The sequence below is a fragment of the Thioalbus denitrificans genome, from assembly GCF_003337735.1.
Lineage (GTDB): Bacteria > Pseudomonadota > Gammaproteobacteria > DSM-26407 > DSM-26407 > Thioalbus > Thioalbus denitrificans.
In genome coordinates, this window is sequence record NZ_QPJY01000002.1 from 62,879 (window position 1) to 89,601 (window position 26,723).

The window sequence follows — 26,723 nt, forward strand, 5'->3', positions numbered from 1 at the left end:
ACGGTGGGAGGCGCGGCTCGGTCACCGTTTGCGCCGGACTATCAAATTGCGCCCCGGCGCCGTCGGGTTGAAACCCGGTTGGCGCCGGGACCGCAGCGCCCTGGCTCGGTCACCTTCGAGGACGGTTCCAGTCTACAACACAGTTTTCACGGGCTGCACACTTTGCCCGTTCTTTATAAGACTTTCCTAATGTTATGTTTCCGGCCGCCATCGCCCGGCATGCCCACCCCCCGGACTCCATTCAGGTGCGGGGAATTACCGTTTTAACGGGCAAGGGACTCTGTATGTCGGCGCCTGAGCTCCTCTACCAGCCCGTCGACCGGGGTACGGATACTAGCGAGAGGCCCCGCCTTTAGGACTGCATCGCGGAGGCGTCGACGGCTCATCCGGTCATAGAGACGGGTGGTGTCGGACCTGCGATGCCCTAGCAGTGCCGCGCGTAAGTCTAGGTCGACATCGCCCTCCGCCAGCTCCACCCCGAAAAGGTGACGCATGGCGTGTGGGTGCAGGTACTCGCGGGGGATACCCGCTTCCTCTCCACGTTTCACAAGCATCTCTCGAACGGCCCCGGTCCGTAGCCGTCTGGCCTCGCCGTAGTAATCATGCTCTGGAACGGAGCGGTTCCTGGTGCTGACGAACAGAACCCGCCGGCCGCTTGGTAGCGTCCGGTCGATCCTGTCCAGCTCCGGGTGCCCAAGATAGGCCCGCAGCAGTAACCAGGCTGACGCTGGAACGGGAACGATCCGCTCATGCTTTCCTTTCTCCAGTACGCGCGCAAAGATGATTTCGCGGCCGTCCCTTTCCACCTCCACCTCGAGCGATTCCTCGTTGAGACTGACCAGTCCGCTGACGCGAAAACCGCAACCGGCCAGCATCGCAATGATCGCTGCATCACGCACTCCGAGAAATGTTCCGAGGTCGCACGTTTGGAAAAGAGCTTCTACGTGGGCTCGGCCCATGGCATATGGCAACGAGGTCCCGACTCGCGGCGGTTCGAGATGGGTGGCTGGGTTCGCTCCGACCAGGCGGCGGCCATGCAGGAATCGATAGAATTCTCGAATTGCGGCCACAGACACGCCCCTGCTTCTCGGCGTTACGCCGAGCTGGTGCAGGTGGACCCCGGCAAACGCCTGCAGGTCCTCGAGTGTCGCAGCAGTAAACGGGATTCCACGGGCGGCCAGGAAAGCGGCTAGGCGCCGCAGGCGAAGGCCATAAGCCCGGATGGTTCCAGGTGTGCGCCCCTGTACCAGCTCCTTATGGGCCAGGAAGGCCTCGATCAATTCTTCACTGGACTCCATAGCCTGTTTTTGCCCCTTTTGCTGGTTCCAGCTGGATCTCGTCTCCCCTCTTGCGGACCTGGACCATACGGCAACCGAACCGTAGCCCCACACCGCGGATATCCGGGAGGTCATCACTGATGTTCAGAAGCTCCGCCCCACGGAGCTCGGGGACCAAGCGCCAAAGCTGAAGTTTGTGCACATGGACCTCGTTGCCACTTTGAATGGCGAAGCAGTCACAGGAGCGGTACTTGCCGACGGCGAGGACTTCGAATACGCCCCCTCCAACGCTTTTGTAGACACCACCTTCGACAGGAAGCGAAGCCTGATCTGTCATCTCTTGCCCTCCTGAGAATGGGGCGGTTTTCCATGCTGTCACGTTTCGCGCCGTGACAACCGTGACAGCCGTGACCGATTATGTAACGCACTGAAACATAAACAATAAATATCGCGGATGCTGTCACGGTAGGCTAATCTCTGCCGTGACACGCCGTGACAGCTGTCACACCTGTCACGGCGGTGTCACGGCAGGAATTCGGCAAAAACCCACGTAACCAATTGTTTTATAGGAAACTGTCACGGTGTCACGGTTGTCACGGCGCGAAACGTGACTATTTCTGGAAACCACTGCTCTTGCCGTCCTCCGGGTGGTGCTCGAGGAGCTCCCGGCGCACCCCGAAAAGCTGGATTCTGCCGATGCCCTGGATCGTGTGCCGGCTCTTGAACCGCCCTTCGCCGTTGTTGAGGTAGAGCATTCTGAGCCGGGCCAGTTCTGACAGGACTTCACGGGTGGAGAAGCCGCGGCATGCCTCTCTCAGGGCGCTATCGGTAAGCAGAAACACCCCTTGCTGGGCGTTGTAATAGCCGGCAACGTCGCGGACATTTCCTCCATTGTTGGAATGATCGGCGAGTGCATCGAGGAATCTGGCTCGCTGGGCCAGGAGGAACTCCCGAAGTGCGATGGCGCCTCGTTGGGCCTCGGAAAGGTTTCCATCATCTCCCAGCCAAGCGTCGCGGGCTCGCTGTACGGCATGCTGCACGTCGAGAACAGTGAAGGGCAGAACCTTGAACTCCACGGCAAGCGACCCTCCAAGGGCGACCACAGCCAACCGTTGAATGGAACGGCGCTGGGGCGTGTCCAGGTCGAGACCATCGGTGAGCTGCTGGGTCCAACGATCTAGTGCATCACGGATGGCATGCTGCAGGGACTGGATGTCAGGCTGGCAACCGATAAGCCGATCGAGGAACGCGATCCCCGCGGTACCGTAGAAGCGGGCGCATGCTCGCTTCAGCTCGTTCACAAAGACCTCAGGGGTTTTGTTGTTGGTCTCCATCACAACCTGGTCCAGGATCGGGATATCCAGGAACCTGTTCAATTGCCCAGCCCGCGCCGGGCGGCGCCCCTCCTCAATTTTCTCCCTGACACTGATCTCGCCGGACGAAAGGAACACGATCCTCCAGAATCGCGCCTCCCGCAGTTCGGCATCCTTGTTCATTCGGGCCTTCCCCTGGCCGCCGGCCAGGTCGTAGATCACACGGCCGAAGTCAGCAGAGTCCACCGAGCCCATCTCGTCGAGAACCAGCAATCCATCGTTGTGGCCGGCGGCCAGGCCTTCAAGCGCATTCGCTGTTGTGTGCCATCGCCTGATGTGGGTCAGGTCAGATGTGGCTGGGTCCGCGCCACACCCCCACACACTGGCCGCCACCTGCAGCGCGGTGGTCTTGCCTTTCGAGCTGTTGCCATAGAGATGGAAGCCGCAGCTGTCGAGCCCGGCCCACTTCAACAGTGGGCCGGCAAATGCCGCGCAGAGGCTGAATATCAAGAGCGGATTTCCCCGGCATGGGGTGGCCACGAACCGTCGCCACTGTTCGAGCGAGCCCTTATCGTGGAGGGATAAGCTGCTTGGGCTGTGTCTTTCCGGCTGGAACAGGACAGTTGTCGCACCGCCAAGCGCCACGACCTTGGTGGGCAGGACGTAGGCAGGCAGTTCAACCTGTCCATCCATCCAGCCAATTCGGGAGACGCTGCTGATGCGTATCTCCGGGCTGTAGCTGCCGAGGTAGGTTATAAGCAGCCTCTCGCGCCCAGGGACGATGTGGAGACCTTCACCGGCCAGTTCCTGAGGAAGACTTGAACGTGGCTCATGGAGACGCCGGGCCGGGATCGCCCGTTCGTGCTCCATCCCATCGATGTCGAACCAGTGAACAACAAGCCCCCACTCCTTGTTTCGGTAGTCACGGGTCCGCGCCGTCACCCAGATGGGACCAGACAGGAGCTTTGGGGCTGATTCGCCTTTTCCGGTCGTTTCATTCAGGTACACGCCGTCTTCTGTGAGCTGGTAGCCGTTCGGGATCTGGATGTTTGACCATCTGATGCAGGCTGCCTCCCGAGCATCGACGGGTATCTCTATGACACCAGGCGCTGTGGTGCTCATGCATCCCCCCGGGGTGATGTTGGCCGCGGCCTGACCGTCAGGATCTCTCGATTGAATACGTGTTTGGCGAGGATGTTGACGAAGGGGGCCCCAGAGAGCAGCAGTTGACGAGCGAGGTCCAGGATCTCATCGGCCTCTGCTTTACCCCGCACCTCAATGAAACAGTCCATGCCGCAAACGGGCCAACGGTACTCGGATGCCAACGCCCCAGGGGGAAGAAGCAGCTTCGGGGCATCGATTGTTGTCTTGATGGCACCCCACGCATCAGAGCCCATAAATACCCATATGGAATTGGCTGGTCGACCTCCGGTGCGGCTCAGCCTCAGAAGATGTCTTCCGAATGGTGGCGTACGCCGTTCGTGGCGCAGGCTCGTGGGACAGGCTCCGGGCCTGGGGGCTCCGTGAGAATCGTTCTGTGACTCACGTTCTGGCTTGCGCCAGTTGCGACAACCGCTATTATGTTCGTCGGAAGGTGTATGCTCAGACACAGCAACCTCTCCATGCTTCGCCATTGCAGCCCGGCGGCCGCCCCGCTGGGCTGCTTCATGTTCGGCACATCGTCTCTGGTTATCAGCTGGCCGATCCGCCAGTGATGCCTATTTGTCTGGTTCATCGGGAGTGCCTGAATCCTCCTCATCGATGACGCAGTCCGTTGGATCTTTGCGTTTCACGAACCGATTCATCAGCAGGTCTCCGAAGACGAACCAGAGAGCGCCCGGACGCAGTCGCACCTCGCGGTCGCCCCGGTTGTCGGAAAGCTGGCAGATGCCACGTTTCCGCAATACCTTGGGCGGTGGGTGGTCGCCTTGCTTACGTTCAGGGTCGTTGTCTCGCTTCATTTCAGCTGCCCGCTTCGGCGCCGACTGCTCGCTCATTGTCATGAGAATTGGCTCCAGCTCGCGCCAATATCCATGCGTCGACCTCACTTTCGACCCATCCGACGCAACGTGATCCCAGGCTTCGCTTCTTGGGGAACTTGCCAACTCGCTCAAGCCGCCAACGGGTCGTTCTTCCGAGCCCGGTGCGCTGCTTCACCTCCTCTTCCCGCAGGATTCGTTCAGCCATTGCGATGTCCTCTAGTGTTTCAAGGTGTCTCTTGGTGGTTCATGGGCGTCCGGGAAACATCCTGAAACGAAAGGGGCGGACAGAAACATGGAGAAACGTGTCCATGTTTCGATAAGACACAACAGGAATGGTGCGTAACTTATAGACACCATTGAGAAAGTTAACGCTGCAGCCTGCGCGTTTACGATTAAGGAAAAGCGGGTAGGCTCCCGGCAGGTCTGCAGGGTGATCCTTACTTGCAGAGGGCGACAACGTTTAAACCGACCGATCTCCTGGTGAGTTTGTTCAGCCGGTTGGCCCAGGCGACAAGCGCCGCAACCTTCTCCGCTTCATAGGTGTGGTGGTTGTAGACTCTCGCCATGCCCTGGAGCGCATGGTTAAGGATGCGCTCAGCAACGATGTCAGAAACCCCCAGCTCTGCGAGCTTGGTTCTGCACGTACGGCGCAAGTCGTGCGGTGTGAAATGTGCCATGTTCAGTGCGGGCTCGCGCTCGGCGCCACCTTCCTCGAAAGTTCGAGTCCGCTCCCCGCCAGGGAGGTTCCGTCGGATGGCTCGGCTGAGCGACTTCTCATCCATCGGACCAGAGAGGGATGGAGAAGGGAAGAGAAAGGCACTTCCGAACGCTATTGCCCGGGCAGCCTCGATTATCTCCATGGCGAGATCGGAGAGAGGTACGCGGTGGTCAGAGAGAATCTTGTGGCGAGTCTTGATTCTGGTGGCGGGGATGATCCAGGTGTCGCCTTGCAGCTCTTTCTCCTCCATGCCGCAGACTTCGCCAGGGCGCTGACCGGTCACCAGGATCAGCTTAAGGGCGAGCCGCGTGCGCGCAGTCATGTCGGCGCGGTCGAGACCAGTCCAGAAGGTTATTATCTCATCGTCGGATAGAACTCGGTCCCTGTGGTGCTCGGCATGGGTTGGCAGGCGTACACATGGCGAGGCGTCGACAATTCCCCGGTCAACGGCAAAGTTGAACAACCTGCTCAGTAGGGCGGCGGTACGGTTGGCTACCACAAGGGCACCTCTATCTGTGACCAGGTCGAGCACCATGATTATATCCCTCCTGCGCACCTCCGCAGCTTTCAGATTCCCAATGGTCGGCAGTACATCTTTCTCCAGCATGCGTTGGTCTTCGCGCCAGGAGGATTTTCGGGGTTTGGCCCAGCGCTCAATGTACTCCTCGGCCAAGTGGTCCACGGTCGGCGCCCTGCGAATGGCTTCGCGGCGCTCCAGGGCCTCTGTGGCCGGGTCTTTCCCCTCCTTCAAGGCGCGCTTCGCTTCTGCAGCCTTCAGGCGGGCATCGGCAAGCGTGAAGGTTGGTGGCGCATACTCACCGAGGCTGAGCCGGCGGAGCCGCCCCTGGTGGCGGTAGAAAAGGACGAACGTCTTTACACCGCGGGTTGAGATGCGAACACCAAACCCCCCTCCCTCAAACAGCTCATAGCGGCGCCCTTGGGGCTTGAGCGCGGCGATCTTTGCGTCGGTGAACCGCATGGTCATCACCCTATGACCAGCCCCATGGCACGGTTGGCAAACCACCTGCAGAAAGCAAAAAGTGGTCACCCGGGGTGACATTGGGGTAACAAATGAGTGGAACTTAGTGGGCGACTATGAACGTAGTGAAACGAAAAAATCAAATAAAACACGGTGATGGAACACAGGGAAACATCAGGAAACAAAAATAATTTTGCATGGGGTTCAGGTGGTCGGAGGTTCAAATCCTCTCGCCCCGACCAACGAGAAAGGCCCGGCAGAATTGCCGGGCCTTTTTTTGTGCGCCGACGCTCCAAGGCCTGCTCCGGGTACGACCTGGCTGTGATGTTCCCGCCTGGTTGGCCGGGACCGGTTTTTCTTTGCGGCTCCGGGCGCTACCCTGTCCTGAATCTGCGGCCTGACGATACGGTTCCATGCCCGAAAATCCCCCCGCTCCAGCCGGCAATCGTTCCGGGACCATTGCCGCGGACGAGCCGGCGACTCCCTTCAGCGATCCCGACCGTCTGCTCCCGGAGAGTGCGCCGCTGGCCCTGGAACGCGCGGCCGGACTGTGCCGCCGGGGATCGGGGGGAGGCGAAGACTGCGACTGGTACCACGGGGTGTGGCAGTACTTCAGGATCCTCGGCGTGGTGGCCACGCCCTGGATGCAGCGCCACTTCTACGAACGGGTGCTGGGTGAGCTGGCGGCGACCGGGAGCCATCCCCGGGTGCTGGTTTCCGGCACCTCCGACTACGCCATGCTGGCGCTGGTCCTGCACGCCTATGCGCGGCACGGGGCGCAGCCGGAGGTGACCGTCGCCGACCGCTGCGAGACGCCCCTGTTCCTCAACCGCTGGTATGCCGAGCGTCACGGGGTGCGGATCGCCACCCGGGCCGGCGATATCCTCGCAGCCGCCGGCGGACCCCACGACGTCATCTGCACCCACTCCTTCCTGGGCAACTTCCCCCCGCAACGGCGCGCGGAGCTGGTCTCCGTCTGGCGCGCACTCCTGCGCCCGGGGGGAAAGCTGGTGACCATCAACCGGATCCGACCGGACAGCAGCGGTGAAGTCCGTTTCAGCGCCGGACAGGGGGAAGCTTTCCGGGAGCGGGTGTTGCGGGCGGCCGCAACCTTGCCCGTGGCGATCGGCATCGAGGCCCCGACGCTGGCCCGGTGGGCGGAGGAGTACACGGCCCGCTACCACAGCTGGCCGGTGGGCTCGGCAGCGGAGCTGCGCGCACTGCTGGAAGACAACGGTTTCGTGGTGGAGCGTCTCGAGCCGGGCCCGGGAGCGGCTCCCGGGCCCGCCGGCCCCTCCGTGGCGGGAGCGGCGTTGCGCCTGGAGGTGGTGGCGAGCCGCCGGCCCTGACCGGACTTTTGCCGGCTATTTTGTCGGTTTTTTGTCCGCGCGGATGCCCCGCCGGCCTTTGCCCGCGCCGGATTTGGTGCGGGCGGTTTTCGCCTTCGCCCTGGCGGTGGGCGGGGGCGGCGTTTTCCGAGCCGCGCCGGCCTCGGCCTGCTCCGCCTTCGCAGTGCCGGGCGACCGCCCGGCCGCGGCACCCGCCCCGGGGGAGGCGGCGTCCTCCGCCGGCGGAGGATCGTCAACCGCGGACGCGGCTTGCGGCGTCGGCGGATCCCCGTTCTCCGCCTGTGCCTCGCGCCGCCGCTGCAGCATCGCGCTCAGCCCCTGGGCCAGCAGGATCACGACGGCGCGAACGCCATAGTAGGTCCAGCCCAGAATCCGTGCCGTGATTCCCCACAGTCGCCGCCACAGGGCGGGGCGCCGGACGGGCTCCGCCTCCGCCGTGTCGGGGTGCTGTTCACGTACCCCGTATTCGGGGCTGAGGACGATATCGCCGGCATCGGTCTGTACGAGGTAGAACTGCCGGCGGGCGCTGATGCAGCCGAGCGGGACCACCACCACCGCCATCAGGGTGGCCACCCCCGCGCCGAACAGCAGGCTCACCGCCATGCCCTGGAAGATGGGATCGAAGATGATGGCCCAGGCCCCCGCCATCAGGGTCAGCGAGGTGATGAAGATGGGGCGCATGCGGATCTCCGCGCCGCGCACCGCCGCCTCGCGCACGCTCAGGCCTTTCTCCACCTCGATCTTCACGAATTCCACGATGAGGATCGACTGCCTGACGATGATGCCGCCCAGGGCAATCATGCCGATCATGGAGGTGGCGGTGAATTCGGCGCCCATCAGCAGGTGGCCGGGGATGATGCCGATGAGGGTCAGCGGGATGGGGGACATGATGAGCCCGGCGAGGGTGAAGTTGCGGAACTCCCAGACGATAAGCCCGTAGATGAGCAGCAGCGCGGCCATGAAGGCGATACCCATGTCGCGGAAGGTCTCATAGGTGACGGTCCACTCGCCGGTCCACTCGAACCCGGAGACGAAGTCGTCCGCGGGCGGGCCGATCAGCCCTCCCGGCATTCCGGTGACCTGCACGCCGTCGGGCGCCGTGTAGCCCTCCAGCCGATCCTCCACCGCGAGCATGCCGTAGATGGGTGCGCCGAGGCGCCCCTCCATCTCGCCCACCACATACTCCATGGGGCGCAGGTCCTTGTGATAGACCAGCGGCTGTTCCCACTCCTGCACGAAGCGTCCCAGCTCCGCCAGCGGCACCAGCCGTCCGTCTTCCGCGGGTATGGGGATGTTCGACAGCTGCGAGATCTGGGACCGCTCGGCCAGGGATGTCTGCAGCACGATGTAGGTGGGTTCCTGGACATTGCCGCGCTTGACGTCGCCGAGCCGGTAGCCGCCCATGACCATGTCGAGATTGTCGGTGATGGTGTTCACCGAAATGCCCCGGCGCACGGCCTTCTGGGTGTCCACCTCGAAACGCCACAACCGGTAGGGTTCGGGCATGTAGTTGTCCACGTCGACAATGTTCTCCACCTCGGCGAAGATCTGCGTCAGATCATGGGCGAACTGGCGGCGGGTCGCGTCATCGGGTCCATAGACCTCGGCGACCACGGTCTGCAGGACGGGGGGGCCGGGCGGCATTTCCACCACCGCGACGCGGGCGCCGAGCTGTTCGGCCAGCGGCGTGAGCAGCTCCCGGGCCGCCACCGCGATGGCGTGGCTGCCGCGTTCGCGCTCCAGCTTGTCCTCGAGCATGACCAGCAGGTCGCCCTCCCACGGATTCCGGCGCAGGTAGTAGTGGCGCACCATGCCGTTGAAGTTGAATGGCTGGGAGGTTCCGGCATAGGTGACCACCGCGGTCACTTCGGGAATCTCCAGCGACTTCACCGCCAGCTGTCGGACCACGTTGGCGGTCACCGGCATGGCCGTCCCCTCCGGCAGGTTGACCACCACGCTGAATTCCGGCTTGTTGTCGAAGGGGAGCATCTTCACCGTGATGGTGCGGGTGTAGAAGAGCATGCAGAGCCCGACGGTGAGCAGGATGATGCTGATCAGGAAGCCGATCCCCAGCGTGCGGCTGCGGATGAGCGGCTCGATGAGGGGTCGGTAGAGGCGGGAGACGATTTGCCGGGTCTTCTCCTCGCGGCGCTCGGCGCGACCCAGCGCCTCCATGCGCGGACGCATCTGCAGGGCCAGCCAGGGGGTGAAGATGAAGGCCGCCACCAGGGAGAAGAACATGGCCGAGGAGCCGAGCACCGGGATGGGCCGCATGTAGGGTCCCATGAGTCCACTGACCCAGCCCATGGGGAGGAGGGCGGCGATGATGGTGAAGGTGGCGAGGATGGTGGGATTGCCCACCTCGCGCACGGCATCCACGCCCACGGCGATGCTGGTGTTGCCCTCCTCGAGCCAGCGCCGGAACATGTTCTCCACCACCACCGTGGCATCGTCCACCAGGATGCCGATGGCGAAGATGAGGGCGAAGAGGCTGACCCGGTCGATGGTGTAGTCCACCACCCAGGCCCACCACACCGTCACCAGGATCACGATGGGAATCACCATGATCACCACCAGGGCGGCGCGGAAGCCCAGGCCCACGAGGCACAGCACCGCGACGATGACCGCCGCCTCGAACATGGCGCCGAGCAACTCGTTGACCTTGTCGTTGGCGGTCCTGCCGTAGTCACGGGTGATGGTGATGTTGACGTTGGCCGGAATCAGCGTGCCCTTGAGCCGCTCCAGCTTGGCCAGGATCGCCTTCGAGACGGTGACGCCGTTGGTTCCCTCCTTCTTGGCGATGGCGATGGTCACGGCCGCCTCGCCGGAAGCCCGCTCCCCGCCCGTCCAGGCCGGGCCGGTGAAGAAGGTGGACATCTGCTGGGCGTCTTCCGAGACGTAACGGACATCGGCCACGTCGTGCACATAGATGGGCTGCCCGGCGCGGCTGCCCACCACCAGCTCGGTGATGTCCTGCGCGGTGCGCAGGAAGGCGCCGGCGTAGACGTTGAACACGGTGTTGCCGGCCTCCATGGTGCCGGCGTTGCGCTCGGAGTTGGCGGTGCGGATGGTGCCGGCGACCTGCTGGGGGCTGATGCCGAAACCCGCCAGCCGCTCCAGGGAGACCTCAACGCGAACCTGATCCGCGCGGCCGCCGGCAACGAAGCCCTTGCCGGTGTTCGGCACCTCTCCCAGTGACTGCAGCACGTCCAGCGCCAGGGTGCGCAGCTGGGTATCGTCGACCTCGGCGGACCAGAGCGTGACGGCCACCACCGGCACGTCGTCCACGCCCACCGGCTTCACCAGCGGCATCTGCACATCGGGCGGGATGCGGTCCAGGTTGGACTGGAGCTTGTCGTGGACCTTGACGATGGAGGCGCCCATCTCCTCGCCGACGCGGAAGCGCACCGTCACCAGCGCCTGGCCGCGACCGGTGGCCGAATAGACATGGCGGACCCCCGGCAGCTCGCTCATCAGCCGTTCCAGGGGTTCGGTCACCATGCTCTCCACCTGGTGGATGCTGGCCCCCGGATAGCTGACGAAAATATCGATCATGGGCACGGAGATCTGGGGATCTTCCTGCCGGGGGGTGAACAACAGGCCGAGGATGCCGATGCAGAGGGTGGCGATCATCAGCATCGGCGTAACCGGCGTGCTGATGAACATGCGGGCTATCTTGCCGGCGGTGCCGAGATCGGCCTGCTCGTCCCGTCTGTCGCACCCGACAACGCCGTTCCCGGGCGGCGTTTGTTGAGGATCTGACATGGTCGCCCCCCTCCATCCTGCCCGCCGGCGTGCACGCGGTGGCGCATCTCATCCGGCAGTTGCCCGGCCCTTGTTGTCATGTGGTCGCCGGGATGTCCACGATCTATGTCGGGCTCAATCTTTGCGGCACCGGCCAAGTCGCGATTTCTCCGCCCTGACCGGGCACCAGTCCCTTGGGTAAGTAAAGTCCACGGATGCCCGGATGTAAAAGTGCCGACAGGCTGTCCGGGCGCCCGGACGGGGCGGGGGATCGGAGCCGGATTCCCGCTTCCCGGGCGGGCCCGGGGCCAGGGGGAAACGCGTCCGGCGGGGGCGGGAAGGGCCGGTTGAACGTGCAGGGCGCGCGGGCAGCGCCACCCGCGTGCCGCACTAGTGCAGCGCCAGGGAGCGGCTGTCGCGGTAGCGGCGGAAAATCATATCCCTCAGGGCGGCGCCGATGACGCGGGTAAAGGGTTTGATGTTGTCGCGTTTCGACTCGAACAGTGAGTACATGCAGGCGTTGGTCTCGAACATGACCAGGCTGCCGTCGGGGCGCAGGTTCAGGTCCATGCCGAAGTAGTCCAGTCCCACCTGGGCGCTGAAGGCTTCCAGCCGGGCCAGGTTGCGTTCGCCGAGCCGCTCCCGGAAATGCTCCAGGAACTCCTTCTCATCGGCCTCGAAATCCGCCACTTTCCGCTTGGAGTTCCGATGCACCATCCACTGGTCGCTGGTGAAAAGGTGGCGCGGATAGAGCCGGCCGTCGATGGCGATCACGCGGAATTTCCGGTAGAAGCCGTCCGGATCCCGGCAGTCGACGAACTCGGTCAGGTAGTAGTCCCGCCCGTCGAAGGCGAAGCGCTCCAGCTCGTCGATGTCCCCCGGCTCCCGGATCAGGGTCATGCCCTTGCCGCCGTGCTGGCCAGCCGGCCGGAAGATGAACGGCAGCCGGATGTCGCCCCGTTCGACGGCCGCTCTGACATCCCGGCAATAACGGGGGCGGAGGCGGATTGTTTTCGGAACCAGGACGCCCTCGAAGTCCGCGAAGCGCTGGTAGAGCAGATCCCGCTTGGTCGCGGCGATTCGTTCGGGCGGGTTGAGGCTGGGAATGCCCTCCCGCGCAATCAGCTCCCTGGCCGCCTCCAGCCCCCGTGCGTTGCTGTCGGGGTCACAGATGAGATTGACGGCGAAATCCGGTCTGCCGAACTTGATCTGGCCACCCTTTCTGCCGCCGAGGAACAGGACATGGATGTCGATGCCGTCGATCTCGGGGAATTCGAAATTGCCCGTGTTGTGGAACTCGAAGCCCCGCTGATCGATGAATTCGACCGTAACCCGGTTGTCGTCAGGGATGGCGTTGATGATGAGGACCCGCGGCTTCCTCTCGGGCGGGGCTGATCGGGCTGTCTGCGTACCGGTGCCGGCCTGGAAGGAGTAGCTGATCGTGGGGGGATTCTTCTTCTTGGTCATCGGAAATCCTGGTGCTGCGTTCATCGGGATGCAGGTCTGACGGCTGCAGTTTACCCCCAAGGGGCGGTGGCATGAATACCGGCGCAACCTAGCCGAAAACGCCCGCGGGCAGCTGCAGCTGCAACAGCTGCACGAACACGCCGTGGACGAACAGCGCGGCCCCGGCGGCCATGGCGGCTGCCACTCCCCAGCCCGTGCCGTGCCACCTGAGAAACGCCAGCAGGAACAGGGCCGGCCCGAGGACGAAACCCAGGATCCAGACCGCGGGCAGGATGGCGGCAACCGCCAGGTAATGGCTGAATTCGGTGGCAATGCTCCCATCGCGCTCCCGGTCCGATGGCGGTTCAGGCGTCACGGGCCCGCGCCGCTGCCGCAGCAGCAGCGGCAGGGCGGCGCCGATGGTGAGCGCGCCGGCCAGGAGGGGAAAGCGCATGACCACCCAGCCGTAGTCGTAGTACAGCCAGCCGGAGAGCAGGAACAGCAGGATCAGGCCCGCGGCCAGCAGGGGGAGAATCGAGTCGGTCCGGTTCATGGGCCTGTCACCCCCGGACGGCGGTCGGCGCGGGACTTCCGGTAGCTCCAGGCGAACACACCCACCAGCATCAGGCCCAGGGTCAGGCTGATGGGGCGGGTGATGAAGGCCGGACCGTAGGCCTGCAGCGAGATGTGCAGGTAGGTCTCCAGTATGGGGCCGAGGATGAAGCCGAGCACCAATGCCGGGCGGGAGTAGTTGAACCGCCGCATCAGCAGGCCCAGGGCGCCGAACAGGAACACGAACAGGACATCGACGCCGCTGTTCCCGGTTGCGAAGGCGCCCACGACCACCAGCACCAGGAGAGCGGGGGCCAGGAACTGGCCGCGGATGGAGGCCAGCTTCGCCACGCCCGCGGCCAGCGGCACCATCAGCAGCGCGGAGACCAGGTTGGTCACGGCGAGGATGATCGCCAGGGCCGTCGCCATGTCCAGGTGCGTGACGAGAAAGTCGGGGCCGGGTTCGATGCCGAGGATCAGGAATCCGCCGAGCAGGAGGGCCATGGCGGCGCTGCCCGGGATGCCGAGGGCGAGGGTGGGCACCAGCGAGCCGCCCTCCTTGGCGTTGTTGCTGGCCTCCGGGGCGATGACCCCGTCGATATCGCCCGCCTCCCCGGCAGCATCCCGATCCCGCCGGCCGCGGGCCGCGGCATAGGCCAGGTAGGGCGCGGTCTCTCCACCGACGCCGGGGACGATGCCCACCAGGACCCCGATGCCGACGGAGCGCAGGAAGGTCCAGGGCCGCTCCAGGACCGCGGCCGCGCCGCGGGCGAGGTCCCGCCAGCGCAGTGCGGTTCCGGCCGCCGCCGGTCGGCGGCCGGCGCCTGCCAGGCGGACGATTTCCGGGATGGCGAACAGGCCCAGCACCAGGGGCACCAGCCGGATTCCGTCCAGCAGATAGTCGCTCTCCATCCAGAAGCGCGGCACACCGGTGATGCGCTGGTAGCCGAAGGTGGCCAGGAACAGGCCCAGGCCGGCGGCGACCAGCCCCTTCAGCGGTTCGCCCTGATCGAGCAGGGCCACGCTGGCGATACCCACCAGGGCGAGCAGGAAGATCTCCGGGGCGCCGAAGGCCAGCACCACCGGCTGCAGCAGGGGCAGCAGCAGCACCAGGGCCAGGGCGCTCAGCAGCCCGCCCAGGGCCGAGGCGGTCAGCGCGGCGCCCACCGCGTACAGGCCGCGTCCCTGGCGGTGGAGGGCGAAGCCGTCCCTGACCGTGGCGGCGTTGGCCGGCGCTCCCGGAATGCCCAGGAGAATGGCGGTGACGGAGCCGCCCGTGTAGACCGCCGCATGGGCCGCCAGCAGGAAGCCGACACCGGTCAGGGGATCCAGGCCGTAGATGAACGGCAGCAGGATGGCCAGCGTGGACAGGCCGCTCAGGCCTGGCAGCACCCCGCACACCAGGCCGATGGAGAGCCCTGCGAGGGCCGCCAGGAGCGTGGGGCCATGGGCGGCCAGGCTCAGGGCTGAGGAGATGACGTCCGGCATGGGAAGGCAGTCGTGCCGCGGCGGTCTATTCGAGGCCCATGACGGCCCGGTGGCGGTTGCCGCCCCTGGGGCAGCATGTGGCCGGAGGTCTCACCGGTAGTATTTCTCCAGCAGCACGTGGCGCACCTGGACCAGCCGTTCGCCCTCCAGCGCCCCGATGGTGCCGGTCACCAGTTCCGCGAGGGTGTCCGGCCCGGCGGGATCGATGCCGAAGCCCTTGGCCGACGCTTCAGCGACGAAAGCCGGATCGGCGAGTATCCCGCCGAGGGTCCCGGCGAGGTAGGCCACCCGGTCCGCGGGGGTTCCGGGCGTGGTGAGGAGCGCACGTCCGGTGCGGGCCATGCGGGCGCGGAAGTCGATCCACCAGGCCTGTTCCGCGGACAGCTCCACCGCCTCGAACAGGGTGGGGAGATCGGGGAACAGGGGCGAGCGGTCCCGATCCAGCACCGCAATGGGCACCAGCTGTCCGCCACGGGCATATTTGAGCGCGGAGCGGTCAGAGGTCACGATGCCGTCCACCTCGCCCCGCATCGCCGCCAGTGCCGCCTCCTTCGAGCCCTTGTAGCCGATGATGATTTCCGCCTCGAGCCCGAGCGCCTCGGAGAGGCAGGCGGCGGTATCGGCGAGGGCGTCGGCCTTGCCGCCGCCGGACCACTTGACCGGTTCCCCTGCGGCGCGCAGCCCGGCCAGATTCCTGAGGGGGGATCGACCGCTCAGCATGACCACGCTCGGTTCGGTGCTAACCCGCGCCAGCCAGGGGACCTGCCCGAGGTCGTAGCGGGCCCCCTCGAGCTCCAGCAGCTGCGCCAGGGCGGCGCCCGGGCCGTTCACCAGCATCAGGGTCAGCCCGTCGGGCGCGGAACGGTAGACCTGGCTGAGGGCGACCAGCCCGCCGCCGCCCGGCCGGTTCTCCACCACCACCGTGGCGCCGGTGCGCCGTTCGATCCACGGCGCCAGCAGCCGGGCGAGGGTGTCGTAGCCCCCACCCGGGCCGTAGCCCACCACCAGCCGTACCACCTGGCCACGGAAGAACTCCGCCGCGGCGCCATCCTCCGCGCCGGCGCTTGTCGACAGTGGCAGGCACAGGAGGACAGCCAGGATTCCCCCGAACCCCATCCCGCGGATGTTCCAGTCCGACATCGGTAGCCTCGCTTGTCTGGTGCTGATGGCCCCACCCGTGAATCGCACCGGTCTGCGACTGCGGGAAGGAGTCCGGATTGTCCCGGGCACTATAATTTGTCTGGGTCGCGGGAGTAAAACCAGAGCTGCGGGCGACCCCCGGGATCGGCCCGATGGGGGGCCGGAGGCGGGATGGTGCAAAGGCTGCTGCGGGGTGGACGGGGCCGCCTGCAACCAGGGCGGCGATGCCAGGGGCGGCGACTGACCGACCGGCGTCGGGAGTCCATCCGGTCCGGGCCGGCGTCCCGGCAACCCTCACACCCCGCCGCTGTGAACGGTTTCGTAGTAGAGCTTCTCCAGCTCCGCCTTGTGGCGGGTCTCCTCCTCGGCAAGAAACTCGAACAGCTCGCGCACGGGGCCGGGCTCCACGCTCCCGGCCAGGCTCCGGTACTGCTCCATGGCCGCCTGTTCGCGGCCGAGGGCGTACTGGAGGATGGCCTGGTCGTCGGGCTCCGCGCCCAACTCGGGGACCTGGATGCAGTCGGAGAAGCGGGTGTCCGAGGCGGGTGTCTCCACCCGCGCGCGCAGCTGCCCGGCGATGTCGCCGCGGGCGGCGAGATCGCTGAACAGGTCATGGTGGCGCGCCTCCTCCTCGGCCAGTTCCTCCACCAGGTAGCGGATGCGCTTGCTCACCCGCGGGATCAGCCCGGTGTAGAAGTCCCGCGCGCTGGCCTCGAAGGAGGCCGCCACCTCCAGGATCTCCCCCAGGGTCTTCCTGGCGCGGATGCGATCAATCCCGTGCACCCCGCCCTCGCCGTGTTCGCTCACTGCACGCTCTCCCGTTGTTCCAGCCAGGCATGGATGCCGGCCGCGACCCGGTGGCCGTCGGCCACGGCGTGAACCACGTCGGGGCCGTTCACCATGTCGCCCGCGGCCCACAGCCAGGACTCGCTGGTGCGCCCGTCGGCGTCCACCCTGAGGCGCCCGCGGTGCCACTCCAGTCGCTCGGTGAGCGCCTCGCCCAGCAGCGCCGTGTCGGCCACCTGGCCGATGGCCTCGACCACCATCTCCGCCTCGTGCAGGCGCTCGTCGGATTCGTCGTAGATCGGCGCGAAGCGCCCCTGGGCGTCGAAGATGGACATCACCCGCCAGCTGCGCAGCCCCACCAGGTTGCCGGCCCCGTCCACCACGCACTCCCGCGGCCCGCGGGCATCGAGAATCTCGATCTCCTCCTCGGCCGCCTCCAGCACTTCGCTGGCGTCCGCCAGGAAGTGGCTGCGCGCCTCCAGCGCGGTGACGGTGACCCGCGCCGCGCCGTACTCCCGGCGCTGCAGGCGGGCCAGGGTACGGGCGATGTCCATGGCCACGTTGCCGCCGCCGATGACCACCGCGCTGCGCGGGGTGCCGAACGCCTCCCCGGCGGTGGCCTGGCGCAGCAGGGTCACCGCCTTGCGCACCTGGGGATGATCCGAGTTGGGAATACGGGTGGAGCGGCCGAACTGCAGCCCCAGGGCCAGCACCACGGCATCGAAGTCGCGCTGCAGCTCCTCCAGGGTGATGTCCTTTCCCACCCAGGTGCTGCAGCGGATATCCACCCCCACGGAGCGGATCACGTCGATATCCTGGTCCAGCCGGGCGTAGGGCAGGCGGTACTCGGGGATGCCGTAGCGGGGCATGCCGCCGGGCTCCGGCAGCCCCTCGAACACGGTCACCGCGTGGCCCAGTTTCGCCAGGTCGAAGGCGGCGGTGAGGCCGGCCGGTCCGGAGCCCACGATGGCCACGCGGCGCCCGCTCGGCGTGGCGACCCGCCCTTCGGCGGCGATGGCCTTCACCCGCTCGGGGGGCAGGGCGTCCATGGCGTAGCGCTTGAGCCAGCGGATGGCGATGGGTTCGCCGCGGTGGCCGATGGAGCAGGCCTCCTCGCAGCGGTGGGTGCAGACCCGCCCGCAGACATGGGCGAAGGGGTTGGTCCGGTAGATCCAGCGCACCGCGTCCTCGACGCGTCCCTCCCAGATGGCACGGATGTACTCCGGCGCGTGCATGTGGGTGGGGCAGGCGTCGAAGCACATGCCGCACTGGACGCAGCGGGAGGCCTCCAGCAGGGCCTGCTGATCGTCGTAGCCGGCGACGATCTCGTGGAAGTTGTCGCCGCGGGCGGAGGGCTCGAGCTCGCCCATGGCCTGGCGCTGCAGGTCCACCAGGTCCGAATCGGCGCTCTTGCTCCAGCCGTGGCCGTAGTACCGGCCGTGCATCCCGTTGGGGTCGGGCAGGACGAAGTAGCTGTCGAGCTCCGCATCGGTGCAGGTGTGCACGTACTCCCGCGACAGGGCCAGGGAGGCGGTGGGGCAGATGTCCACGCACAGGCCGCACCAGCAGCAGCGGCCGTAGTCGATGGCCGGGCGCTGGTCGCGGATCCCCTGCGCCGGGTCCGCCGGCAGCCCGGGGATGCGCACCATGGTGATGGCGGCGTTGTCGCACACTTTCTGGCAGGTGCCGCAGCCGATGCACTTCTCCCAGTCGTTGAGGTGGAAGCCGCGGTAGTTGGCCGAGGCCAGCCGCGGCTCAAGCGGCTCGGTCACCGGCGGGCGGGCGAAGAACTGCAGGGCCTTGAGCGGGTTGAGCAGACTGCCCTTGTCCTTGTAGGGGATGTCGGCCATCAGCGGTCCACCTCCGGCGGGCAGGCGTCGAGGGAGAACATGATCTGGGCGATGTCCTCCAGCCGCGCACGGGCGGTCAGGTTCTCCAGCACCTGCACCGCGTGCATGGCGGAGGGGCCGCGCACGTGGACCCGGTAGGGCTTGTCGCCGCCGGTGGAGACCACGTAGTAGGCGAGCTCGCCCTTGGAGGACTCCACCCGGGTGTAGACCTCGCCGGCGGGCAGGTTCCAGGCCAGCGGATTGGGAATCAGGGCGCGGATGGGGCCGCCGACGTGGGGGAGCCGCTCCACCACCTGGCGCACGATGCGGATGCTCTGCACCAGCTCCTGGCGCCGCACCAGGGTGCGCGCCCAGGCGTCACCCGCCTGCTCGGTGGGGATGTCGAACTCCAGCTGGTCGTAGACCAGGTAGGGGTCGTCGCGGCGCACGTCGAAGGCCAGCCCGGTGGCGCGCAGGTTGGGGCCCGTGACCCCCCACTCCAGGGCCTGCTCCTGGCTCATGGCGCCGATGCCCCGGGCCCGCTGCACGAACACCTGGTTGGTGAAGAACAGGTTGTCGTAGTCGGGCAGGCGCGACTCGATGTAGTCCAGCGTCCGGGTGACCCGCTCCAGGTAGCCGGCGGGAATGTCGCGGCGCACGCCGCCGGGGATGTTGTAGATGTGGTAGACGCGCCCGCCGCTCAGCTCCTCGAAGAGATCGAGCACCTGGTCGCGGTCGGCCACGCCCCAGTACATGTTGCTGTACATGCCGGTGGTGGCCGCGTGGCCGCCGAAGGTGAACAGGTGGGCGGCTATGCGGGAGAGCTCCAGCTGCAGCACCCGGATCCACTGGGCGCGCTCCGGCACCGTGATCCCGCCGAGCTCCTCCACGGCCAGGGAGTAGCACACCTCCATGGGCACCGGGTCGGGCACGCAGATGCGCGGCACCAGGGCGATGTTCTGAATCCACAGCCGCCCCTCCATCAGCTTCTCGAAGCCGCGGTGCAGGTAGCCGCCGTCGGCGCGGGCGGAGACCACCTGGTCGCCGTTGAGCTTCACCTTCAGCGCGTAGTTGCCCTCGATGCCCGGGTGGTTGGGGCCGAAGAAGAGCTCGAACTCGTTGCTGGGCGGATGGTTGACCGCCTCGTAGTTCTCGGGCCTCATCGGCGCACATCCTCCGGCCGGGTGGTGATGCCGCCGCCCTGGGCCTCGATCTCCTTCAGCCAGTCGGGGTGGTAGGCCTGCCAGTTGAAGTGGTCCATGACCCACGCCTCGCCGTCGAAGTCCTTGCGCATGGGGGGCGGGCCCTCCCACTCGGTGAGGATGAATTTCCCCATGTCGGGGCTGCCCTCGAAGTAGAGGCCGAACATCTCGTGGATGTCGCGCTCGAAGAAGGCCGCCGGCTTGAACAGGTCGTAGACCGAGAGGTAGACGCCGGGGTCGCGGGGCAGGCGGATGTGGGCCATCACCAGCACCCGGGTCTCGTAGGACCAGAGGTGGTAGACCAGCTCGAACTCCTCCTGCTCCATCCAGTCAACGCAGGTGATGGCCGAGAGGTGCACGTAGCCGGCGCGGCCCTTGAGCAGCTCCAGCAGGGCGGGCAGGGTCTCGGCGGCGAGATCCACCCGCACCCGGCGCGGTCCCTTGCGCCGGATGCGGATGCCCTCGATCTCCTGGAGCAGGAACTCCAGCTGGGGGGCGAGGCTCTGCCGGCTCATGGCTTGCGCTCCTGCCTGGATCCGAGGCGCATCTCCAGCGGCTGCAGCGGCACCTGGTGCTGTTGCAGCAGGGCGGTGTGCGGGCCGGTGGTCTCCGGGCCCGCGAGCCCGTAGTGGTCCGCTTCGCCGATGACGTCGGTGGGGGTCTGCCAGCGCTCGCCGAAGAGCTGCTGCTGGTTGCCCAGGTAGTGGTCGTAGCGGCGGTAGTAGTCCTTCCAGTTGTCCGCCTTTCCGGTACGGATGTTCTCCATCAGCTGGCGCATGCCGGTGATGACCGCCTCGGGGCGGGGCATGCAGCCGGCGATGTAGAGATCCACCGGCAGGTACTCGTTCAGGACCTTGGCGGTGGCGTAGCTCTGCCAGTACATGCCGCCGTTCACCGTGCAGGAGCAGATGCCGATCACGTACTTCGGCCCGCCCATCTGCTCGTAGGTGAGGATGATGCGCTTCAGGGTCTTGATGGAGACATAGCCGGTCACCAGCAGGATGTCCGCCTGGCGCGGCGTCACCATGGGCTGGATGCCGAGCCGCTCCATGTCGAAGCGCGAGGTCATGGCCGGCGGCAGCTCGATGGCGCCGCAGCCGGTGCAGTAGTGGAGCATGAACAGGGAGCGGGAACGGCAGAAGGCCTTCAGCTCGTCGAACACACGGGTGAACAGGCCCTCCGACTTCGGATCGCCGCCCGCGTCGCCCTCGGCGTGAATGGGGATCTGCTTCAAGTCACTCATGGGAGTCCTCCATTCGCTCAGTGCATGATCAGCCACAGGCCCGCCAGGCCCAGCAGCACCGGCCACTTCCAGATCATCTTCAGCAGATCCTCGGTGCGGTAGCGGGGGAACAGGAAGGCGATGCACATGGGGATGGCCACCACCGCAAAGGCTTTGACCAGGAAAGTGAGCCAGTTCTCCCCGCCGCCCAGGAACAGGCTCGCGTAGAGCACGCCCGCGGTGTAGAACTGGAAGGTCTGCATGACGAACAGGCCGCCCAGGAACTTGCCGCCCATCTCCACCATGGGGCCGGTGGCGATCTCCGCCGGCGCCACGTAGATCTCGAAGGGCTGCTTGCCCAGCATGGCGTGCACCGAGAACAGCCCCGCCAGGGCCAGCAGCGGCATGGTGGCCGCGCCCCAGCCGCCGGGGCCGGCGGCCTGCTGCAGGGCGATGATGTCCGCCAGGTTGGTGGTGCCGTAGTGCCAGGCCACGCCGAAGATGACGATGACGAAGGGGATGTCGTAGGCGAGCATGGCGGTGAGCGCGCGGGCGATGCCGATGGAGCCGTTGGGGTTGGCGCACTGGCCCACCCCCAGGGCCAGCCCCAGGGAGGGAATCATCATCAGGTAGGCCAGGGTGATGAGGCCGCCCCGGTCGGCGAGCCCGTCCATCCCCGGTACCGGCAGCAGGGTCTCGGCGGCCACGTAGCCGCCCACCGCCATGACGATGCCGATGTCGTGGACGAGGCCGTGGGAGATCTGGGTCTGCTTGCCGTAGAGCTTGATGATGTCGTAGAGGGGCTGCAGCAGTGGCGGGCCCACGCGGCGCTGAATCCTCGCCGCGATCTTGCGCATCATCAGCACCATGAACAGCCCCACCACGAAGGCCACCAGGGGCATCAGGATCAGCTCGAGCGCCAGGTTCAGGGCATCCATCACAGTACCACCCAGGCCAGGCCCGCCACGGCCGTCATGAGGAGGAGGAACGCGGGCGCCTGCTGCCGGTAGACCCCCTGCATGGCCAGCGCCGCCAGGTCCACCGCCGAGACCAGCGCGGACTCCAGCCAGGTGAAGGCGTTGCGGTAGAGGGGGCCGATGCGGTGCATGAGGCCGGCGTAGAAGTTGTCGCTGTACTGGTAGCGCACGTCGGCGGAGAGGAAATGGCCGCCGGCGTAGTTGTCCAGCTGGTGCACCCGCCGGCTGCGCCCGCCGCCGCCGTAGAAGAGCAGGGCGCCGACGCCGAAGCCGCCGAACAGCACCCCCACGATCCAGAGCATGTCCAGCCCGCCCTTGGCGGAGGCCACCCCGCCCAGGGTGTAGCGGAGCACCGGCAGCCCGAGCGCCGCCTGGGCGTCGGCCACCCAGCCCAGCACCAGCCCCGGCGCGGTCCCGGTGACGAAGACGATGGCGCACAGCGCCAGCATCGGGCCGGTCATGCTCCAGGGCGCCTCGCGGATATGCTCGTGCTCGCTGCGCAGCTGGCCGAGGAAGGTGTTGTGGATCAGCTTGTAGACGCTGAGGATGGTGCCCAGCGTGCCGATCACCGAGGCCACGAACAGCAGCGGCATGCCCTCGGTCATCAGCGAGCGGTAGATGAGCCACTTGGAGACGAAGCCGTTCATGGGCGGCAGGCCGGCCAGGCCGATGATGCCCACCAGCATGGTGAGGAAGGAGAGCGGCATGCGCACCACCAGCCCGCCCAGGCGGTTGAGGTCGGCGGTGCCGGTGCGGTGGATGACCGCGTAGACGGAGAGGAACAGGGCCGCCTGGTAGGTGGCGTGGTTGAACACGTGCATCAGACCGCCGGCGCTGCCCATGGCGTCGCCCACCACCAGCCCCATGAGCATGTAGCCGCCCTGGCCGATGCCGTGCCAGGCCAGCAGGTAGCGGGCGTCGTTCTGCTTCAGCGCCGTGAAGGTGGGCAGCACGATGGTGAAGGCGGCCACCCACGCCAGCAGGTCGCGGACCCCGAACTGGCCCGGCAGGATCTGCAGCCCGTCGAGCCCCTCCAGGGTGACCAGCCGCGCCAGCACCAGGGCGATGGCGAACAGGCCCATGCGCGAGGAGATGGCGCCCAGGAAGGCGGTGCCGGGGCCCGGTGCCTCGGCGTAGGCCGGCGCCTGCCAGAGGTGGAAGGGCAGCAGCCCCATCTTCACCCCGAAGCCGCCCGTGAACAGCGCCACCAGCAGCCACAGCCGTCCGGGCTCCAGGGCCGGCAGGCGCTCGGCGAGGAGCCCCAGGTCCAGGGTGCCGGTCCAGGCATAGGCCAGCACCGTGCCGCCGAGGACGGCCATGGCCCCGCCCATGGCGTAGGTGACGTAGCGCAGGGCGGCGCGCACCGCCGCAGCGCCGCCCTGGGCCATGAGCAGGAAGCCGGCCCAGCTCACCAGCTCCCAGCCGATGAACAGCGACACCAGGTCGGTGCTGGCGAGCAGCAGGAGCATGGCCAGCACGTTGATCGCCAGCGCCCCGTGGAGCGCCCGCAGGCTGTGGCCCGCCTGCGTGTAGCGGCGGCCCCACTCGCCGGCCATGAACCAGGCGGAGGCGATGGCCGCACCCAGGGTGATGAGGGCGAAGAAGCGGCCGAAGGGGTCCAGGGACCAGGCGATGGTCTGGCCCAGCACCTGGAAGGTGGGGGAGGCGGCCGCGCTCCCGTCCATGGCGCCCAGGAGGGCGAGCTGCCCGGCGTAGAGCAGCGCGGCGAGCACGCCCGCGCCCGACCAGCGTCCCAGCAGCCAGGCGAGCGCCCCGGTGGCGAGGGAGAGCAGGAGCAGCAGATCCAGCAGGGTCACGGCCGGGCCTCCGGGGCAGCGTTGAGGGTCAGGGTGCCGGGGCGCTCGATGGTGCGTACCGGCAGCACCCGGCCGAGATAGGCCGCGCGGTCGGCGGCCTGGGCGGCCATGTGGCCGAGGGCGTCGCCCAGCGGCCCGGCGCTCGCGCCGCCGAGGATCAGCACCAGCCCCAGCACGGCGGCGCCCGTCAGGGGGCCGGTGGCGTGGGGCGCGGTGGCGCCGTCCGCGTCGCGGGCGTAGAGCCGGCCCACCACCCGGAACAGGTAGCTGGCCTCCACCACGGTGGTGGCGAGGATCACCGCCGCGGCGGCCCACCAGAGCCCGCCCTCCTGGGCCGCCAGGCCGGAGAGCACCAGGAACTTGGCCCAGAAACCGGGCAGGGGCGGCACGCCGATGAGCGAGAGGGCGAACAGCACGAACAGCGCGCCGGCCAAGGGGCTGCGGCGGCCGGCCCCGGTGAGCGACTCCAGGCTGCCGCCCCAGCGCTCGGCGAGCAGGAACAGCGCGGGCTTCGCCACCAGGTGGTGCAGCGCCACCGCCAGGCCGGCGACCAGGCCCGCCTCGCCGGGAACGGCGAAGGCCACGAAGACGATGCCGAGCTGGCCGATGGAGGACCAGGAGAGCAGCCGCGCCAGGTCGCGGGCGCGGTAGGCGGCCAGCTCGCCGCTGAGGATGCCGAGCGTGCCCAGCAGCAACAGCGCCGTGCGCGCCTCGTCGGTGGGGAAGACCAGCACCAGCAGGCGCACCAGCACCAGCACCGCCAGCTTGGAGACCAGCCCCGCCAGCAGGGCCGAGACCCGGCGCTCGGCCCCGGCGTAAACCTCCGGCACCCAGGCGTTCACGGGGAACAGCTCCGCCTTCACCCCGAGCCCCAGGAGCAGCAGCAGGAAGGCGGCGAGCCCCAGCGGGTCGTTCAGCAGGGTGGGGGCGAGCTCGCCCAGGTGGGCCAGGTTGAGCGTGCCGGTGCGGTGGTAGACGAGGGCGATGCCCACCAGCGCCAGCAGGGAGCCGAGGCTGCTCAGCACCAGGTAGCGGAAGGCCGCGGCGTAGGCGCGGCCGCTGCCGGCCCCGGCCGCCAGGCCATAGGAGGCCACCGCCACCAGTTCATAGAAGACGTAGATGTTGAACAGGTCACCCGACAGCGCCAGCCCCGAACAGCCGGCGGCCAGCAGCAGGGTGAGGGCGTGCTTGCGGCTGCCGGCCGCCTCGTTCCAGGGCCACAGCAGCAGGCAGCTGAAGGCCACGGCGAGCACGAACAGCAGCGCCACCCCGTCCACGTAGAAGAGGATGCCGAGGGGCGGGCGGAAGCCGCCGATGGCCACGGTGAAGGGCTCCACCTGCGCCCGCGGCCAGGCGCTGAAGGCGGTGGCCGCCACCAGCAGCAGGGTGGCGGGACCCACGATGCGGCGCAACGGACCGGTCAGGGGCAGCAGGAAGGCGGCCAGCAGGGGCAGGGCCACGGCCAGGGCGATCATGGGCGCGCCTCCCGGGGCAGGGCGGCCGGCCGCGGCGGCGGCAGGGGCCTTTCACCGGCGGGGCGGTCCCGGCTGCCGGCGGGCGCGAGCCCGGCCGCGCCGTCGATCTCCTCCACCATCCGCGCGCGGATGAGCCGCAGGTCGAGGGTGCCGTAGGCCTGGCGCAGGCGGATGCCCAGCGCCAGGGCCAGCGCCTGCACGCCGACGCCGATGACGATGGCGGTGAGCACCAGGGCCTGGGGCACCGGGTCCACCATGGGGGCGCGGTCCGCGCCGGTGAGAATCGGCGCGACCGCGTCCCAGCGGAAACCGGTCAGCACCAGCAGCAGGTTGGCGCCGGCCTCGGCGATGGCCAGCGCCATGACCACCCGGAACAGGTGGCGGGCGAGCACCAGTCCGGCGATGCCGATCACCAGCAGGCCGATGGCGCCGAGGTAGAGGGTGAGGGTGGTGGCGTCGTTCACCGGGGCGCCTCCCCGTCGGCTTCGGTCATGCGTACCAGCAGGCCGGTCAGCTCGGCGCCCACCTTGAGCCCCACCGCCAGGTAGAGCAGCGGCAGGGTGCCGGCGGAGACCAGGCTGCCGAGGGTGCCGCGGCCCAGCAGCGGGGCGAGGAACTGGTGGTCCCAGGCGAGCGCCGCGAGCCCGGTGGCGATGAAGGCCGCGCCCGCCAGCCCCTCCACCCAGGCCAGCCGGCGGTGCTCCGGCGGCCGGCCCGGATCGGCCAGCACCGGCACCACGAAGGCCGCCGCCAGGATGACGCCGCCCTGGAAGCCGCCGCCCGGGGTGAGGTGGCCGTGGAGGATGATGTAGAGTCCCACCACCAGCAGCAGCGGGAACAGCAGGTCGGCGCCGGCACGGAGGATGAAGCCCGCCGGGGCGGCGCCGGCGCGGCGTTCGCCCGGCCGACCCAGCACCAGCCCGGCGGCCATGGCGGCGGCGAACAGGATGGAGAGCTCGCCCAGGGTATCGATGCCGCGGTAGGCCAGCACCACGGCGGTGACGAAGTTGGCCGCGCCCACCGTTCCGGCGGCGTCGCCCTGGATGGCCTCGCCCACGGTCATGGGCGGCGCGCCGAAGGGCAGCCCCGCCACCAGTACCGCGAGCAGGAAGGCGAAGCCGGCGGCGAACAGCAGCGGCCCGAGCGTGGTCACTCTAGCGGTCGGCATGATCCGTCTCCTCCTGCACCTCGAGCCGCCACAGACCGAGGCGCCTGAGCGCCAGCGCCAGCAGCAGGCTGCCGAGTCCGGCGCCCACCGCCGCCTCGGTCATGGCCACGTCCGGGGCCCGGAGCAGCACGAACAGCCCCGCCACCCCCAGGGAGACCACCGACACCGAGGCCACGGCGCCGAGAAAGTTGGGCAGCAGCAGGGCGGCCACCGCGCTGGCCAGCATCACCACCACCATCAGGAGCACGATCCAGAACAT

23 protein-coding genes are annotated in these 26,723 nt (G+C 67.5%); 1 reads left to right on the forward strand and 22 read right to left on the reverse strand.

Translation table 11 applies throughout. From position 1 onward, the window contains the following. Nucleotides 1–263 precede the first annotated feature (263 nt). The 6 genes from DFQ59_RS04825 to DFQ59_RS04840 all read right to left on the reverse strand — a co-directional run bounded on the left by DFQ59_RS04825 (nucleotide 264) and on the right by DFQ59_RS04840 (nucleotide 6,269). Nucleotides 264–1,298 (reverse strand): tyrosine-type recombinase/integrase, encoded by a 1,035-nt coding sequence (locus DFQ59_RS04825; RefSeq protein ID WP_170142037.1) that lies wholly within the window; start codon nucleotides 1,296–1,298, stop codon nucleotides 264–266. After that, nucleotides 1,285–1,614, reverse strand: coding sequence for a hypothetical protein (locus tag DFQ59_RS19755; protein ID WP_170142038.1), 330 nt, complete (start codon nucleotides 1,612–1,614; stop codon nucleotides 1,285–1,287). Before DFQ59_RS19755 ends, DFQ59_RS04825 begins: the two co-directional genes overlap by 14 nt. A 274-nt stretch (nucleotides 1,615–1,888) precedes the next feature. Beyond that, nucleotides 1,889–3,712, reverse strand: coding sequence for a DUF927 domain-containing protein (locus tag DFQ59_RS04830; protein ID WP_114278564.1), 1,824 nt, complete (start codon nucleotides 3,710–3,712; stop codon nucleotides 1,889–1,891). Between the two features lie 596 nt (nucleotides 3,713–4,308). After that, a complete protein-coding gene (locus DFQ59_RS19465; protein ID WP_170142039.1) occupies nucleotides 4,309–4,593 on the reverse strand; it encodes a hypothetical protein in 285 nt (94 codons plus the stop codon). Beyond that, entirely contained in the window at nucleotides 4,553–4,777 is a 225-nt protein-coding gene (locus tag DFQ59_RS04835) for a helix-turn-helix transcriptional regulator (RefSeq protein ID WP_114278565.1), read from the reverse strand. Before DFQ59_RS04835 ends, DFQ59_RS19465 begins: the two co-directional genes overlap by 41 nt. A gap of 232 nt (nucleotides 4,778–5,009) precedes the next feature. Next, the gene (locus DFQ59_RS04840) at nucleotides 5,010–6,269 is read right to left on the reverse strand and encodes a tyrosine-type recombinase/integrase (protein WP_170142040.1); all 1,260 of its coding nucleotides are present in this window, start codon (nucleotides 6,267–6,269) and stop codon (nucleotides 5,010–5,012) included. A gap of 413 nt (nucleotides 6,270–6,682) precedes the next feature. Between DFQ59_RS04840 and DFQ59_RS04845 the strand changes: the two genes are divergently transcribed. Next, nucleotides 6,683–7,618 (forward strand): class I SAM-dependent methyltransferase, encoded by a 936-nt coding sequence (locus tag DFQ59_RS04845; protein WP_114278567.1) that lies wholly within the window; start codon nucleotides 6,683–6,685, stop codon nucleotides 7,616–7,618. A 15-nt stretch (nucleotides 7,619–7,633) separates the two neighbouring features. Here the strand turns inward: DFQ59_RS04845 and DFQ59_RS04850 are convergent, their stop codons facing one another. The 16 genes from DFQ59_RS04850 to DFQ59_RS04925 all read right to left on the reverse strand — a co-directional run bounded on the left by DFQ59_RS04850 (nucleotide 7,634) and on the right by DFQ59_RS04925 (nucleotide 26,723). After that, nucleotides 7,634–11,383, reverse strand: a complete 3,750-nt coding sequence (locus DFQ59_RS04850) for an efflux RND transporter permease subunit (protein ID WP_114278568.1) — start codon at nucleotides 11,381–11,383, stop codon at nucleotides 7,634–7,636. Between the two features lie 369 nt (nucleotides 11,384–11,752). After that, complete coding sequence (locus DFQ59_RS04855; RefSeq protein ID WP_114278569.1) at nucleotides 11,753–12,829, reverse strand: ATP-grasp domain-containing protein; 1,077 nt, start codon at nucleotides 12,827–12,829, stop codon at nucleotides 11,753–11,755. A gap of 88 nt (nucleotides 12,830–12,917) precedes the next feature. Beyond that, complete coding sequence (locus DFQ59_RS04860; protein ID WP_114278570.1) at nucleotides 12,918–13,361, reverse strand: tripartite tricarboxylate transporter TctB family protein; 444 nt, start codon at nucleotides 13,359–13,361, stop codon at nucleotides 12,918–12,920. Next, nucleotides 13,358–14,848 (reverse strand): tripartite tricarboxylate transporter permease, encoded by a 1,491-nt coding sequence (locus tag DFQ59_RS04865; RefSeq protein WP_114278571.1) that lies wholly within the window; start codon nucleotides 14,846–14,848, stop codon nucleotides 13,358–13,360. Before DFQ59_RS04865 ends, DFQ59_RS04860 begins: the two co-directional genes overlap by 4 nt. 90 nt (nucleotides 14,849–14,938) lie before the next feature. Next, entirely contained in the window at nucleotides 14,939–15,988 is a 1,050-nt protein-coding gene (locus DFQ59_RS04870; protein WP_114278572.1) for a tripartite tricarboxylate transporter substrate binding protein, read from the reverse strand. A 294-nt stretch (nucleotides 15,989–16,282) separates the two neighbouring features. After that, nucleotides 16,283–16,795 carry a ferritin family protein gene (locus DFQ59_RS04875; protein ID WP_245937195.1) on the reverse strand — a complete coding sequence of 171 codons (513 nt, stop codon included), beginning with the start codon at nucleotides 16,793–16,795 and terminating at the stop codon, nucleotides 16,283–16,285. Beyond that, complete coding sequence (locus DFQ59_RS04880; RefSeq protein ID WP_114278573.1) at nucleotides 16,792–18,624, reverse strand: FAD-dependent oxidoreductase; 1,833 nt, start codon at nucleotides 18,622–18,624, stop codon at nucleotides 16,792–16,794. Before DFQ59_RS04880 ends, DFQ59_RS04875 begins: the two co-directional genes overlap by 4 nt. Further along, on the reverse strand, nucleotides 18,624–19,766 hold the full coding sequence (locus tag DFQ59_RS04885; protein ID WP_114278574.1) for an NADH-quinone oxidoreductase subunit D: 1,143 nt from the start codon (nucleotides 19,764–19,766) through the stop codon (nucleotides 18,624–18,626). Before DFQ59_RS04885 ends, DFQ59_RS04880 begins: the two co-directional genes overlap by 1 nt. Continuing rightward, complete coding sequence (locus DFQ59_RS04890; RefSeq protein ID WP_114278575.1) at nucleotides 19,763–20,320, reverse strand: NADH-quinone oxidoreductase subunit C; 558 nt, start codon at nucleotides 20,318–20,320, stop codon at nucleotides 19,763–19,765. Before DFQ59_RS04890 ends, DFQ59_RS04885 begins: the two co-directional genes overlap by 4 nt. Beyond that, complete coding sequence (gene nuoB, locus DFQ59_RS04895; RefSeq protein WP_114278576.1) at nucleotides 20,317–21,048, reverse strand: NADH-quinone oxidoreductase subunit NuoB; 732 nt, start codon at nucleotides 21,046–21,048, stop codon at nucleotides 20,317–20,319. The genes DFQ59_RS04890 and nuoB overlap by 4 nt, the downstream gene beginning before the upstream one ends. 17 nt (nucleotides 21,049–21,065) lie before the next feature. Beyond that, nucleotides 21,066–21,965, reverse strand: coding sequence for a respiratory chain complex I subunit 1 family protein (locus tag DFQ59_RS04900; RefSeq protein ID WP_114278577.1), 900 nt, complete (start codon nucleotides 21,963–21,965; stop codon nucleotides 21,066–21,068). Beyond that, complete coding sequence (locus DFQ59_RS04905) at nucleotides 21,965–23,821, reverse strand: proton-conducting transporter transmembrane domain-containing protein (RefSeq protein ID WP_211314791.1); 1,857 nt, start codon at nucleotides 23,819–23,821, stop codon at nucleotides 21,965–21,967. The genes DFQ59_RS04900 and DFQ59_RS04905 overlap by 1 nt, the downstream gene beginning before the upstream one ends. Further along, nucleotides 23,818–25,296: a complex I subunit 5 family protein gene (locus tag DFQ59_RS04910; protein WP_114278578.1), complete on the reverse strand. Its 1,479-nt coding sequence runs from the start codon at nucleotides 25,294–25,296 to the stop codon at nucleotides 23,818–23,820. The genes DFQ59_RS04905 and DFQ59_RS04910 overlap by 4 nt, the downstream gene beginning before the upstream one ends. Further along, nucleotides 25,293–25,760, reverse strand: coding sequence for a sodium:proton antiporter (locus tag DFQ59_RS04915; protein ID WP_114278579.1), 468 nt, complete (start codon nucleotides 25,758–25,760; stop codon nucleotides 25,293–25,295). The genes DFQ59_RS04910 and DFQ59_RS04915 overlap by 4 nt, the downstream gene beginning before the upstream one ends. Then, complete coding sequence (locus DFQ59_RS04920; protein ID WP_114278580.1) at nucleotides 25,757–26,464, reverse strand: MnhB domain-containing protein; 708 nt, start codon at nucleotides 26,462–26,464, stop codon at nucleotides 25,757–25,759. Before DFQ59_RS04920 ends, DFQ59_RS04915 begins: the two co-directional genes overlap by 4 nt. Next, nucleotides 26,451–26,723, reverse strand: a complete 273-nt coding sequence (locus tag DFQ59_RS04925) for a Na(+)/H(+) antiporter subunit B (protein ID WP_114278581.1) — start codon at nucleotides 26,721–26,723, stop codon at nucleotides 26,451–26,453. The genes DFQ59_RS04920 and DFQ59_RS04925 overlap by 14 nt, the downstream gene beginning before the upstream one ends.